This window comes from Amycolatopsis anabasis, assembly GCF_009765355.1.
In the GTDB taxonomy this organism is placed as follows: Bacteria; Actinomycetota; Actinomycetes; order Mycobacteriales; family Pseudonocardiaceae; genus Amycolatopsis; species Amycolatopsis anabasis.
The window spans coordinates 17,666-30,832 of record NZ_VTHK01000002.1 but is presented as its reverse complement, the minus strand read 5'-3'; the positions used below and the strand labels follow the sequence as shown (position 1 = coordinate 30,832).

Below are 13,167 nucleotides of genomic sequence, written 5' to 3'. Positions count from 1 at the left end.
CGAGTTCCACGCGCAGCCCGACGCCGCTCACGGTGTGTCGCGGGCATCCCCGGAGGTCAGAATGCCTCGCTGGTACGCGGCGGCGACCGCGGAAGCCCGGTCGGGTACTTCCAGCTTGGCGTAGATGTGCAGCAGGTGTGTCTTCACCGTGGACTCGCTGATGTACAGCTCCGCCGCGGCCTCCCGATTGGTTTTGCCCCGTGCGATCAGTGCGAGAACCTCGTGTTCCCGCGCGCTCAGCCGGGCCTGGGTCAGCGGCCGCGGCGGGCGGATGCGGCGGAGCAGCAGGGCGGCGACCGAGGCGGAGAGCACGGTCTCGTCGCGGCCGGCGGCGCGCACCGCCCGGAACAGTTCTTCGCGCGGCGCGTCTTTGAGCAGATAGCCGATCGCACCGGCTTCGATGGCGGGCAACACGTCGGAATCCGTGTCGTGCGTGGTCAGGACCAGCACCCGCGTGGTGGGGACCCGTTCCCGGAGGAGGCGGATCAGGGTGGCGCCGCTGGGGTCCGGCATCCGCAGGTCCGCCAGCACCACGTCCGGCCGCGCGGCGGCCACCACCGTCAACGCCTCGGTCCCGCTCGCGGCCTCGCCGACGATCTCGAAGTCCGGCTGGGTGCCGAGCATGCCGCGCAGCCCGTCCCGCACGACCGGGTGGTCGTCGACGACTACCAACCGCAAGACTGTCATCACTCCACCTCGATCATCGGAACGCTGACACTGACGACGGTTCCGGATCCGGGCGCGGATTCGATGTCCACGGAACCGGACAGCAGTCGCACCCGCTGACGCAGCGCGGTGAGCCCGAACCCGTTGGCGGACAAGGGGTCGAAGCCGATCCCGTCGTCGCGTACGTCCAGGACGAGCATATCCTCCATATAGGACAGTGTGATGTCCGCTCGGCCCGCCCGCGCGTGCCTGCCGACGTTCGACAACGTCTCCTGCGTCGCGCGCAGGATCGTCACCTCGACTTCGGAATGCATCGGCCGCGGCGTCCCGGTCACGGTGAATGTCGCGGGAATGCCGTACTGCTCACGCCAGGTTGTCACGGCCTGCTGCACGGCGTCGCCGAGTCTGGCGTCCTGCAACGGGCCGGGGCGCAGCGCTTCGATCGATCGGCGGATTTCCACCAGGCTGGTGCGCGCCAACCGCTTGGCGGTGCCCAGCCTGCCGCGCACCGGGCCGGTCGGCGCGATCAGTTCCTCGGCGGCTTCCAGTTGGGTGACGATCGCGGTCAGTCCCTGCGCTACGGTGTCGTGGATCTCGCGAGCTATCCGTGCGCGTTCCTCCGCGATCCCGGTCTCCTTGGCCCGTTCCAGCAGCATCGCGTGCAACCGGGCGTTCTCGGCCGCGATGGCGACGAGTCTGCTGTTGGCCTCCCGCCGCCGGATCGCCTCCCGTTCCATCGCCCGGATCGCCCAGCCGATCAACGCGGCCAGCGGCGTCACCGTCACCAGCGTGATCAGGGTCCGCCGGAAGTCGGTTCCCGGCAGCACCAGCCACGGGATGTTCGCGACCACCACACCGGCGTACGCGAGCCAGCCGGGCAGGGTCACGAACGCGAGCACGTAACACGCCGGAACGAACAGCAGGAACCCGTTGCTCCTGAGCACGAGGAGCACGGTGCAGGCCAGCAGGCCGAGGAAGTACACCGTCATCGCCCACGTGCCGCGCTCCCACCATTGCGGATGCCCGACGACGAACCATCCGTGCCACAGCGCCAGCGCCGCGACGAGGGCCAGCGTGCCCAGTCGGTGCGGCCAATCGCTCGTGCCGAGCGCCAGGGACACGGCGCACGCCAGTGCCAGCAGCCCGTACGGCGCGAGCGCCCAGACCTGGTTCCAGCGCCGTTCCCGTTGAAGGCTCAGCCGTTCCTCCGCCGATGTCACACCGCCCAGCCTCCCATTCACCCCCGGTAAGTCAGCCGGCGCAGCAAGACCTCCGCCGGTCCGCGCTTGCCGACTCGCCGCAGCAGGTCCGCGAGCAGCACCGAGACGAGCCAGGTTCCCAGCGCGACCAACGCGACCCCGGCCGACCCGAGAGTCCCGCCCAGCCCCAGGGTGTAAGGCATCAGCAGCACCACGAACACCACCGACTGGAACAGGTAGCAGCTGAGCGAACGCTGCCCGCACGCGGTTATCGCCAGGACCACCGGGCCGCGCCGGCCGCCGAGCGGGATCGCGAGCAAGCCGATCAGCGCCGCGTAGCCCAAGCCACCGGCGACCCCGGTCACCGCGTGGACCGCCGACGCGGTCCACCGGACGGTTTCCGACGCCGGCTCCCAGAATCCGCCGACCATCAGGCCCATGGGCAGGCCACCGGCCACGGCCAGGCTGAGCCCGCCGACCCCGGCCCGGACCAGCAGGGCGCGGTGCCGGGCCGGTTCGCCGAGCAGCCCACGCCGGGCCGCCCAGACGCCGACCAGGACGGCGCTGCCGACGCCGAGAATGCCGAACGGGGTCATGAGCCATTCCAGTGGCCGCAGGGCAAGCGCCTTGATCGGATCGTCCACCGCGAAGGACCAGAAGAAGGTGCGCTCGCCGCTGGATGCCGGCGTCGCGTAGGCGCTCCCCTGGACCACGGCGACGACCACCAGCCACCCAGCGGCGACCGCGAGCAACGTCCGGTCCTTGACCCGGATCAACGCCACCAGCGCGAAGCCCAGTACCCCGTACAGGCCGAGCACATCGGCGGGGAACAGCAACATCGCGTGCACGAACCCGAACGCGATCATCCAGCGAAATCTCCGCCGTAGCACTCGCCTGGCTTCGATATCGGAGCCGAGGGCGGCACGCTGTCGCCGCATCATCCGCACCACGCCATAGGCGAACAAGGCGGCGAACATCGGATACCCGCGCACCTCGACAAACGTCACGTTGAGCACGCTGACGACCCGGTCGAGCATGTCCTGCTCGATGATGTGCTGTCGCGGGCCATACGGCCGGCCGTAGAGGTAGAGCACCGAGTTCGCCAGCGCCACCAGCGCGAGCATCAGCCCGCGGGCGAGGTCCGGGGCGAGGAGTCGTTCCCGGACAGCGGCCGGCCCCACGCGGGATTCCCTGAATGACATGTCTCGCAGCATGCTGACCGGAACATCGCCGGACATCGGACAATCGACCGAGCGCGGACGTCCACCGCGAACTCAGGCGTATCAACCGATCGACTGATGCGCGGTCCGGCCGGAGCCGACGCGGGGGTGGCCGATGAACTGGTGGTATCTCTGCTGGGATGGTCCGGACAGGGGCTCGGAGCCGGGTCGGCGACCACCTGGCCGTCGGCGGTTTTGACCGGCACCGGACGTCCAGGTGTAGTTCAGCCAGCCGAAGACGGTGATGTCCAGGTAGGCGAGTGGCCCGTTCGGATCCGCCGAGGCGTCAGGCACCGGATCCGGCTCCTCACCGGACCAGAAGTCGCTCAACGGGGACGGAAGCGACAAAGGCCTCTGACCTGGTGAAACACTCAGGTCAGAGGCCCTTCAGCGACGTCGGGATGACAGGATTTGAACCTGCGACCCCCTGACCCCCAGTCAGGTGCGCTACCAAGCTGCGCCACATCCCGCGTTCATTCGCCACCCACCGGATGACGACGGAGAGCAGTCTATACGGTGCGCGTTCGCCCCTGAGCGCGGGGCCTCGGCGCGCGCCGGGCGGGATGCCCCCGGGTCGGTGGTGGGCTGCTAGCCCGGCAGTCCGGGCCTGCGGTCGGTGCACCGGGTTGCCTGCTCGAACGCGTGCCCGGCGCGCAGCACGGTCATCTCCGCGCGGTGCGGGCCGACGATCTGCAGGCCGACCGGCAGCCCGTCCGGGGTGAACCCGGCGGGCACGGAGAGCGCCGGGCTGCCGGTGGCGCTGACGAAGTACGCCGAGCGCATCCAGTCGAGGTAGTCGCGCATCGGCTCGCCGTCGATCTCGGCCGGGTACTCCAGCTCGGCGTCGAACGGCGGCACCTGGCTGACCGGCAGCAACAGCAGGTCGTAGCGCTCGAAGAATTCGCGGGCGCGGTGGAACAGTTCGGTGTGCCCGACCTCGGCGCGCGCGACCTCCTCGCCGCTCAGCCGCCGGCCCTCCTCGACGTTGCGGATCAGGCTGGGTTTGAGCAGGTCACGACGTGTGTCGAGGTGATCGGCGTGGGCCTGGGCGAACTGCCAGGCGCGCAGCGTGCGGAACACCTCGTCGGCGCCGGTGAAGTCGAGGCAGTCCCGTTCGACCGCGCAGCCGAGATCGGTGAAGGTCCGCACCGCGGCCTCCAGGACCGCCGTGACCCGCGGGTCCACCGGCAGCAGACCGCCCAGATCCGGCGACCAGGCGACCCGGAGCCCCCGCGGGTCGGCCTCCAGCGGTTGGGCGAACGCGGCGCCGGGCGTCTCCAGCGAGATCGGGCACCGCGGATCCGGGCCGGCCAGCACCGACAGCAGGAACGCGGTGTCGGCGACCGTGCGGGCCATCGGGCCCTGCACCGCCATCGTGGTCCAGGCCATGGCGGCGGGCCAGGTCGGCACCCGGCCCGGCGACGGGCGCAGGCCGACCACGTTGCAGAACGAGGCCGGGTTGCGCAGTGAGCCGCCCATGTCACTGCCGTCGGCAAGCGGATGCATCCCGCAGGCGAGCGCGGCCGCCGCGCCGCCACTGCTGCCGCCCGCGGATTTCGTGGTGTCGTAAGGGTTTCGGGTGACACCGAACACCGGGTTGAAGGTGTGCGATCCGGCGCCGAACTCCGGCACGTTGGTCTTGCCGAGGGTGATCGCACCCGCCTCGCGCAGGCGCCGCACGATCAGCTCGTCGCGCGCGGGCACGTAGTCGGCCAGCAGCGGGGAGCCGTAGCTGGTCCGGATGCCCGCGGTCTCGTGGGTGTCCTTGTGCGCCATCGGGAGCCCGTGCAGCGGGCCGACGTCGTCCCCGGCCGCCAGCCGCTCATCGGCCCGCGCCGCCGCGTCGAGCGCGAGCTCGGCGGTGAGCGTGACGATGGCGTTGACCCGCGGATTGGCCAGCTCGACGCGGTCGAGGTGCGCGCGCACCACTTCCCGCGCGGACAGCTCCTCGCGCCGGAGGCCGGCCGCCAGTTCGCGGGCGGTCATCAGGCAAATGTCCGATGTGGACACGATGGACCTCCTGGACGTTCTCGATGACGACCTAGGAGTGTGGAGAACCTGCCAGGGTCCGGTCAACCAGTGTGGCGGCGAGCTTGCGGCTGATCGGCCTGCCGGTGACGAATCGGCGGAAGTACACCGGGGCGAGCACGGTCTCGATCACGTCCTCGGGATCGGGCACCCGCTCCCCCCGCTCCCTCGCCCGGTCGAAGATGGGCCGCAGTGCCTCGTGGCGCCGCGCCCAGTACTGCTGCCGTTCCCGTTGCCCCTCGGGGGTGAGCGGGCGGGTGAGCAGCACCTGGGCCAGGGCGGCGCCGAGCGGGGTCTGCGTCGCCCGGATCGAGGACTGGACGAACCGCTCGAGGTCGCCGCGCAGCGATCCGGTGTTCGCGGTCGGCACGGTCCGGGCGGTCGCGGCGAGCACGGCGTCGAACAGCAGGGCGTCCAGAGTGCCCCAGCGGCGGTAGACGCTGCTGGGGTTCACCCCGGCGCGCTCGGCGACGGCCGCCACGCTCAGCGCCGCGATCCCGCCGTCGACCAGGAGCTCCTCGACGGCCCGCAGCACGGCGGAGCGGACCCGGGCGCTGCGTCCGCCCGGCCGCTTCGGGCGATCGGTGGTGGCCATGCCGGGATTCTAACGCAATGATCCTTGCTTTAGTGGCGAGCCCGGGAGTAGCGTCGCTAACGCAATACTTCATGCTTTAAGGAGGGAGCGGTCATGACGACTCGCGGCAACGAGCAGAGCTGGGTGCTGGACCTGGGGTTGCGGTCGGGCGGATTCGACGCGTTGCACCCCGAGGGCGCGGGGGCGTTCCACAACCTCGGCTACGACGCGGGCGACTTCGACCGGGTCTTCTCGCGGGTGCGCTCGGCCCCGATGCAGCCCAAGGCTTTCGCCAGGGTCGCGGCGGAAACGCGGGAGCGCGCCGAGCACTACGAGAAGGAGGGCTTCGGTGCGACCGCTTACGCGTTCTACCTGCGTTCCGCGTTGCTGTGGAGCCGGGCGCAGTACGCGTACTTCGCCGACGACGCGCGCAAGGCGATGCTGCGCGAGCGGTGCAATGCCGCGGTGGCCAAGCTGTCCGAACTCGGCGGCGGCCGGATCGAGCGGGTGGTGCTGGACTTCGAGGGGCAGCACCTGTTCGCCCTGCTGCACCTGCCCGCCGGGCAGCCCCGCAACGCCCCCGCGGTGATCCTCGGCCCCGGTATGGACATGACCAAAGAGGACTTCCTGCTCGCCGGGCAACGCCACTACGCCGAGCGCGGTTACGTCGCGCTGGCCGTGGACATGCCCGGCGAGGGCGAATCCCTTTCCCACGGGCTGAAGGCGACGCTGACCAACCCGGAACGGGCCGTCTCCCGCTTCGTCGACTTCCTGGCCGCCCGGCCGGAGGTGGACGCCGGCCGGATCGGGTTCTTCGGCTGCAGCATGAGCACCTACTGGGGCATGCGCGCGGCCGCGCACGAGCCGCGGCTGCGCGCGGTGGCCGGGTTCATGGGCGTCTACGGGGATTTCGAGACGATCTTCAACCGCGCCCAGCCCAACTTCAAGACCAACTTCATGTACATGTCCGGCTACACCGACGAAGAAGCCTTCGACGCCGACCTCGGCACCAGGATGAACCTGTGGGAGCTGGCCGGTCGTATCGCGTGCCCGGTGCTGATGGGGATCGGCGAGTTCGACGAGCTGACCCGGCTGGAGGAAGCGCTCGCGCTGTACGAACTCATCCGTGCTCCCAAGGAAATCCGCGTCTACGAGGACCAGTTCCACCCGCTCGGCGGGGTGGCGAACGAGATGTACACCTACGGCGCGGAATGGCTGCGCCGGGCGCTGGCCGGTGAGTTCGACACCGGCCGCGACGCCCGCTACTACGTGCACCACGACGGCGGCGTCACCGCGGGCTCGGCCGACCCCGTCTGGTGGCAGGGCGCCCGGCCCGCCGAGATCGCCGAACGCGTCCGGGCGCACCAGCCCTGAGGGCCGTCGGCGGAACTATCGGGCCCGGCCGAGCGCGGTGTCGATGACTTCCCGGCTGTCCACCAGCAGTGCCTCCGCCGCGGTGCGGCCGGTCGCGGCCAGGTAGGCGTCGACGAGCCGGTTGCCCACGGCGTAGCCGGCGCCGGTGGGCAGCCCGACCGGGGTCGCGCCGAACCGGGCGGCGGCCGCGTCACCGTGCACCCACGCGGTGAAGTTCCGCATGCCGGTCACTTCGAGGCCGGAGACGACTTTGGCGAACACCGCGTCGTCGTGCAGATGCGGCACTCCGATGCGGGCGTACCCGAGTTCGTCGCCGTAGAGCTGGCGGGCGAACGCGTCGGCCAGCCCTTCGGACACCACCTGCTCCCCCACCGTGACCGTCGCCGGGTCCCACACGACGGCGCCTTCGCCGTAGCGGAGGTTGTGGTTCAGCTCGTGGACCGCGGTCGCCTCCAGCCGTGCCAGGTTCTCCGGGTAGGGCCAGAAGTTCAGGAACACGTACCCGGACACGCTGCCATTCGCCGTCATGCCCAGGTTCGGGCCCATGAAGTGCGCGTCCCCGGGGTCACCGAGGACGATGAGGACGGTGATGTCCGGCACCGCGATGCCGGGGGTGGCCGCGAGCTGCACGGCGAGGGCGTCGTCGAGCGCGCGCTCGATCCGGCCCCACGCGTCGGCGTCGTGCAACGCCTCCAGCGCCTCCCGGCACCGCTGTTCGTCCCGGTCGAGCGGGAAGCCCGAGCCCATCAGGTGCATCTCGACGAGATCGACCTCGCCCGGGAAGTACCGGTACATGCCCGCGGCGGGTTCCAGCATGGCCCGCAGGAGGGCGGGCCGGTCCGCGTGCGGCGACCGCAGGATCTCCCGCATGGCCGGGTAGGTGTCCAGAACCGTGATCGTCATGTCCGAGACGCTAAACTCTCCAGCGACGGGAGACTCAAGCCGCTTTCGGATCACCCCCTCCTGGGGGCGGGAATGGTCCGGTTGAGGTTTGCGCCTTGCCGGTAAGGGGAAACCCTGTCGGCCGTGACCGAGGGTCCCGATAACAGGACGTGACAAAAGAATGAGCGATCGCGAGCTGGAGCAGAGCCTTCTCGAGCTGGCCGATCCCTGCGGTGTCGGCGAACTGGAGGATGTCGCCAGGTTGCTCGCCCAGCGGTGCACCCGGCTGCTGTCGGTGAGCGGCGCCGCCGTGCTGCTCGCCGACGCGCCGGGCGGGATCGACGTTCGCGCCGCGGTCCCGGAACGGCTCGCCGCGCTACCCCGGCAGGCCATCGCGCACGGTGCGGGCCCGGCGGTGGACTGCTACCGGACCGCGACCGCGGTGGCCGTGCCCGATCTCCGCCGGGTGACGCGCTGGCCGGATTTCACCACGACGGCGCTGGGGTACGGGATCACCGCGGTGTACGCGCTGCCGTTGCGGCACCGCGACCAGAGCCTGGGCGTGGTCGCGCTCTACCACACCACCGACGGGTTCTCCGGGCTGTCCGGGCAACGGGCGCGGTTGCTCGCCGACGCGGCGAGCATCGGGCTGGCGCACGGGCGCGAGCGGCAGCGCCAGCGGGAGCGCATCGATCAGTTGCAGACCGCGCTGGACAGCCGGGTGCTGATCGAACAAGCCAAAGGCATTCTCGCCGAACGCCACGGGACCACCCTCACCGAGGCGTTCCACCGGCTGCGCGGACACGCCCGGCGAAACCAGACCCTCCTGCACTGCGTAGCCCGCTCGGTGATCGACACCTTGCGCGCACCGGCCAAGGAACACCGCGGTTCACCCACACAATGACCGAAGCCCGCTTGATCCGCGTTCCGCCGTAGAGCGGGTTGGTCCCGAGTGGGTATTTCGGTCGCCCGAGTGTGCATTTCACTTGAACTCTCACCGGGGATTCCCGGCACTGGCGAATATCGGGTTCCCCGCCCATTCCATGCGTTTCCGGCGCGCCCGCCCAGCCCGCCGCCGACGGTTCCGACGCGGCGACGAGTGGACGCGTATCGAACTATTGGCATGCGTGTTTCCCCGCCGGGCCAGAAAGAAGTCGCCCGGCGGCAAAGGCCGGACCACGCTTGCGTTTCTTCCGGCGGGTGTGCGTTCATCATCCCCTTGAGCACACCCCGTGCGCCGTGTTCGATCGAATGTGTCGCCGTGGACAGGAGGCTGGGATTCCATGGCCGAAGATGTCAACCGCACGCACCGAGGACTCGCCCACGTTCACTTGGAGGAGCACCCGTGGACGCGACGGATGCCATGATCACGATCGGACGCCGGGAGGATTCTTCCGCGCGAACGGTGTGTCGTGGTGACTGCACCCGTTGTGGTGAATTCTGTGCGCGATGGCGGCTTTCCGGACGCGGCGGGATTGCGCTTGGTATAGGAGTTCGACTCGGGCCGCCGCATGACGGGCACACCAGGCCGTCTCACCGGCGTCCCGGCGCTTTCTCCCCGGACTCGCCGTTGAACCGCACGAAAGTAAGCCGTTCGGCAACACCGGCCGGGCGCGGAGCCGTGGGCGGGGCGCCGATCCCACCGTCCGCCACTACGCCGCCAAGTTGATCTTCGTCGGGAAGAATCCACCACTTGCCGCCTTTTCGTGTGTTCGTAGAGTCTTTGCGTCATGACAGGAACAACCCCCGATGGTGGGGTGTGGGATCCGCTGGGGGACCAACCGGGGTTTCCGGATGCGGTCCAGCGAGAAGGAGCTTGGGTGCCTCGTCCGTTGCCATCCGATCTACCGCTGCGCTCCCGGACGCACAGAGCGCTGGCGGCGGCCGAACAGGCGCTGGGCCGCCTGGACGAGGCGGCTCAGCGGTTGCCGGATCGCCGGGTTCTCGTCCGCGACACCATGCTGCGCGAAGCGCAGAGCTCCGCCGCGCTCGAGTCCACGAACCTGTCCCTGCGCGAGGTGCTGCTCGCGCAGCTGCCCGGCGCGAAACCCGCCCCGGCCATCGAGCCGCTCCTGCGTTATCTGGAGGCCGGCGAGCGCGCGTTCGCCGCCATGCGCGAGGGCGCTCGCATCGATGTGGCGTTGCTGGGCCGGATCAGCCACCAGCTCGCTCCCCAGCGCGGCGAGGACGACGAGAGCGCGTGGTCCTGGCGGACCGGCCACAGCTGGGTCGGCGGCCCGACGCCCGACACCGCGGTGCTCGTGCACACCCCGCCCGGCCCGCACCTGCCCACCGCCGCGGCCCAGTGGGAGGCCTGGGCACGCGACGATTGCGAGCTGCCGCTGGTCGGCAAGATCGCCATGGGGCATCACCAGCTCGAGGTGATCCATCCCTTCGCCGGCGGCAACGGTTACGTGTCCCGCCTGTACGTCAGCTTGGAACTCGTGCGCGCCAAGGCGTTGCGGGATCAGATCCTGCCCCTGTCCCGGTGGATGGACCGGCACCGCGAGGAATACCACCGGCGCCTGCGCGAGGTCGTGGACACCGGCAGCTTCGAGGCGTTCATGATGTTCTTCGCCGAGGGCGTTCGGGAGCTGTGCGGGGAACGGATCGCGCTGATCAGGCGCCTGGAGGATCTGCGCGCCGACCAGCTGTCGAAGGTCAAGCGCAGCAGCGGCAACGCCGCCACGGTCGCCGGCGGGCTGATCGGCATGCCGGTCAGCAACCATCGCGAAATCGCCAACCGTTTCGGCATGACCTGGAAAGGCGCCAACGACGTGACCCGCACCCTCGAGCGTGCCGGGCTGCTCACCCCGCTGCCCGGCAAGAACTACAACAAGATCTTCCTCTGCCAGCCGGTGCTCGACCTGCTCACCACCTACGACCCCGTCCCGCCGGACACCGACCGCGACGTCTTCAAGTCCGAGCCGGAATAACGCCCCACCGCCGGAAGAGAACCGCCATGCACGCGTCCCCGCGTCACCGACGTCCCGGTCACCGCCACGCCCGGCCCCGCCGTTCCCGCGCGAAACCGTGGCTGTGGCTCGCGGTGCTCATTCTGCTGGCGCTGGCGGTGGCGCGCCTGGCCCGGAACCGGTGTCCCGCTCGCCGTCGTCCCCGGGCAACCGCCGCCCGTCGCCGGTCGCCAGCATCGCGCGAACCTGATCGGCACGGGCCTCGTCGCGGTCGACGAGCAACGCCAGCGCCCCGCTGAACGCCTGCCGTGCCGGCCCGGGGCGGCCCGCGTGCCAGCGGGCGCGGCCCAGCAGGATCAGCAACTCCGCACGCGCCCTCTCGTCGAACCGCGTGCTCGTCTCCGCCATCCCCACGGCACGGGCGAGATGTTCCTCGGCGGCCTCCGGCCGCCCCGCGGCCAGCAGCACTTCCTCCAGCCACCCCAACGTTTCCACGATCGCCGCACCGTCGCCGATGCTTTCGTGGGTCGCGAGCAGGTCCAGATACACGTCCAGGGCGCGGTGCAGCCGCCCCCACCGCCGGTACAGCGACCCCAGTGACCGCAACACGTCGATCCCCGCGGCCTGGTCACCGGCCTCGCGGAACACCGCCAACGCCCGCACCCACTGCGCTTCCGCCGTCGCGAAATCACCCGCCCGGACCGCGCAGCCCGCGCTGCGCGACAGCAGGTCCGCCAGCGCCGCCGGATCCCGCACGGCGATGGCCGCCTCCTCCCCCGCACGCGCGAGATCGTGGCGCCACGGCGCCTCCGGCACGTCCTCGGTAACCCGCCACCACACCGCGGCGATCTCGACGGCCAACCGGGCCTCGCCGTGGCGGTGCGCCGACCGCACCACCCCGGCCACCAACGGGCCGTGCCGACGCGCCCAGCCGAGCGGATCCCGCTCGGCGTCCGCGAAACCCCGCCGGACCACCGCCGCGGCGGCACGGAGGTGCTCGCCCACACCACGGGCGGCGGCCGCCATCGCGTCCGCGCCGCGCCGGGTGGGCGCCAACCCGCCCAGTGCGGCGCGCGCCGCGGAAGTCGTGGCGAACCACCCGGGGCCGCGCGCGGTCAGCCACCCGTCCCGCACCAAACCGTCCGCGACCGGCCCGGCCTCGGCTTCGGACACGCCCGCCGCCGCGGCCAGCACCGCCAACGGCAGCTCATCCACCTCGCAAACCACGAATCCGCGAAGCACACCGGCAGCGACCGAGGCAAGATCGTCATACGACTGCGCCAACCGATCGCTCACCAGCCAGCAACCTCTCCACAGCCGAGCCCGACACCCCGCTGTCCGTCGTGGCCTGCCCCGAGTCTCACGTCCATGACCGCGTAACGGATCCCGCGCATGCACCGCTCACCACACGGAGTGCCGCGACACACCGTGAAATCGAGCCAACCATCCGCAACCGCCGACCGCGACCGCCCCCACGGTGAAACCCAGCCAGCACAAGCTCCTCGTCTCACCCCGGGCACGCTGTTTTCTGCCACAAAATGATCTTGCCTGTCAACCGATCCGGTGAACCATGTGAAAATCCATCACCATCCGTACATCAAGCCCCAAGGTTTTGTGCGGGGCGGCGGCTCATCCGTAGCAGCAGCACCCTAGACCACGCACATGCCGATGCACGCGCATCCGCGCCTGATCCGGCACTCGCCCGCCGAAGCCCGCGGGCGAGGAAGATCCACAAGAGCGGGGGCCGGGCAAAGAACAGGCGGTGACATGCTTTCGGGGTCGTGAGCGTTCAGACCGGTTGGAACCGGTTCAAACACTCACGACCCCGAAAGCGGAATTCGCGAGAAGGAAATGCAGGCGTCAAGCCTTGGTGTAGGTCAGGCAGTTGGCCGCGTGGTCGCCTTCACCGGGCCCGACTCGCACTCCGGACGCGGTGCACTCGAGATCGCTGTTGTGCACGCAGTCGGCCCGGGAGCAGGCGCCCACCTGCGCGACGACCTTCGGCAGGCCGCCTTTACGGGACAGCGGGACGAAAGTGCCGCAGTCGGCGGCCCCGTTCGTGCCGTTCACCGTGATCGCGAAGGCGTGGCAGCCATCGTGGTTGTACGAGCAGCCGGTGACGGTGCACTCGTTGACCGCGGGCATGGGCATTTCGGTGGTTGTCATAATCGCTCCTTATCCAACAATGGCCACGGACTGCACGCTGCCACCGGATACCGGAAACCGCAACACAAAGAGAATTAGGATAGCCTCACCTGCGAAATGAATTAGCTGTGACGTTTTCGCAGGTCAACCACCTGACATCACCG

At 70.2% G+C, this 13,167-nt stretch carries 12 protein-coding genes and 1 tRNA gene; 3 read left to right on the top strand and 10 right to left on the bottom strand.

Translation table 11 applies throughout. From position 1 onward, the window contains the following. Positions 1-27: 27 nt before the first annotated feature. The 7 genes from FXO23_RS02320 to FXO23_RS02290 all read right to left on the bottom strand — a co-directional run bounded on the left by FXO23_RS02320 (position 28) and on the right by FXO23_RS02290 (position 5,708). A complete protein-coding gene (locus FXO23_RS02320; protein WP_158880224.1) occupies positions 28-687 on the bottom strand; it encodes a response regulator in 660 nt (219 codons plus the stop codon). After that, a complete protein-coding gene (locus FXO23_RS02315) occupies positions 687-1,886 on the bottom strand; it encodes a sensor histidine kinase (protein ID WP_158880221.1) in 1,200 nt (399 codons plus the stop codon). The genes FXO23_RS02320 and FXO23_RS02315 overlap by 1 nt, the downstream gene beginning before the upstream one ends. Positions 1,887-1,903: 17 nt before the next feature. Continuing rightward, a complete protein-coding gene (locus tag FXO23_RS02310; RefSeq protein WP_246256838.1) occupies positions 1,904-3,046 on the bottom strand; it encodes a DUF418 domain-containing protein in 1,143 nt (380 codons plus the stop codon). A 102-nt stretch (positions 3,047-3,148) separates the two neighbouring features. After that, complete coding sequence (locus tag FXO23_RS02305) at positions 3,149-3,379, bottom strand: hypothetical protein (RefSeq protein WP_158880215.1); 231 nt, start codon at positions 3,377-3,379, stop codon at positions 3,149-3,151. Positions 3,380-3,481: 102 nt separating this feature from the next. After that, positions 3,482-3,555: transfer RNA gene (locus FXO23_RS02300), tRNA-Pro, on the bottom strand. 118 nt (positions 3,556-3,673) lie between these two features. Then, positions 3,674-5,095, bottom strand: a complete 1,422-nt coding sequence (locus tag FXO23_RS02295) for an amidase (RefSeq protein ID WP_158880212.1) — start codon at positions 5,093-5,095, stop codon at positions 3,674-3,676. 31 nt (positions 5,096-5,126) lie between these two features. Further along, positions 5,127-5,708, bottom strand: coding sequence for a TetR/AcrR family transcriptional regulator (locus FXO23_RS02290; RefSeq protein WP_158880210.1), 582 nt, complete (start codon positions 5,706-5,708; stop codon positions 5,127-5,129). A gap of 93 nt (positions 5,709-5,801) precedes the next feature. Here FXO23_RS02290 and FXO23_RS02285 point away from each other — a divergent pair, with 93 nt between their 5' ends. Continuing rightward, positions 5,802-7,061, top strand: a complete 1,260-nt coding sequence (locus FXO23_RS02285) for an alpha/beta hydrolase (protein ID WP_158880207.1) — start codon at positions 5,802-5,804, stop codon at positions 7,059-7,061. Between the two features lie 15 nt (positions 7,062-7,076). Here the strand turns inward: FXO23_RS02285 and FXO23_RS02280 are convergent, their stop codons facing one another. Next, on the bottom strand, positions 7,077-7,964 hold the full coding sequence (locus tag FXO23_RS02280; protein ID WP_158880204.1) for a DUF2268 domain-containing putative Zn-dependent protease: 888 nt from the start codon (positions 7,962-7,964) through the stop codon (positions 7,077-7,079). Positions 7,965-8,124: 160 nt separating this feature from the next. Between FXO23_RS02280 and FXO23_RS02275 the strand changes: the two genes are divergently transcribed. Next, the gene (locus FXO23_RS02275; protein ID WP_158880201.1) at positions 8,125-8,847 is read left to right on the top strand and encodes an ANTAR domain-containing protein; all 723 of its coding nucleotides are present in this window, start codon (positions 8,125-8,127) and stop codon (positions 8,845-8,847) included. 916 nt (positions 8,848-9,763) lie between these two features. Continuing rightward, the gene (locus FXO23_RS02270; RefSeq protein WP_158880198.1) at positions 9,764-10,879 is read left to right on the top strand and encodes a Fic family protein; all 1,116 of its coding nucleotides are present in this window, start codon (positions 9,764-9,766) and stop codon (positions 10,877-10,879) included. A 117-nt stretch (positions 10,880-10,996) separates the two neighbouring features. Here FXO23_RS02270 and FXO23_RS02265 read toward each other — a convergent pair whose 3' ends face one another. After that, positions 10,997-12,154 carry a tetratricopeptide repeat protein gene (locus tag FXO23_RS02265; RefSeq protein ID WP_158880196.1) on the bottom strand — a complete coding sequence of 386 codons (1,158 nt, stop codon included), beginning with the start codon at positions 12,152-12,154 and terminating at the stop codon, positions 10,997-10,999. Between the two features lie 564 nt (positions 12,155-12,718). Further along, positions 12,719-13,024 carry a DUF1540 domain-containing protein gene (locus tag FXO23_RS02260; RefSeq protein WP_158880193.1) on the bottom strand — a complete coding sequence of 102 codons (306 nt, stop codon included), beginning with the start codon at positions 13,022-13,024 and terminating at the stop codon, positions 12,719-12,721. Positions 13,025-13,167: the final 143 nt, after the last annotated feature.

Bases quoted from the DNA above. Each gene is read 5' to 3' on its own strand.
- FXO23_RS02320 (WP_158880224.1), bottom strand. From the start codon at position 687: ATGACAGTCTTGCGGTTGGTAGTCGTCGACGACCACCCGGTCGTGCGG.
- FXO23_RS02290 (WP_158880210.1), bottom strand. From the start codon at position 5,708: ATGGCCACCACCGATCGCCCGAAGCGGCCGGGCGGACGCAGCGCCCGG.
- FXO23_RS02285 (WP_158880207.1), top strand. From the start codon at position 5,802: ATGACGACTCGCGGCAACGAGCAGAGCTGGGTGCTGGACCTGGGGTTG.
- FXO23_RS02260 (WP_158880193.1), bottom strand. From the start codon at position 13,024: ATGACAACCACCGAAATGCCCATGCCCGCGGTCAACGAGTGCACCGTC.
- FXO23_RS02275 (WP_158880201.1), top strand. From the start codon at position 8,125: ATGAGCGATCGCGAGCTGGAGCAGAGCCTTCTCGAGCTGGCCGATCCC.
- FXO23_RS02280 (WP_158880204.1), bottom strand. From the start codon at position 7,964: ATGACGATCACGGTTCTGGACACCTACCCGGCCATGCGGGAGATCCTG.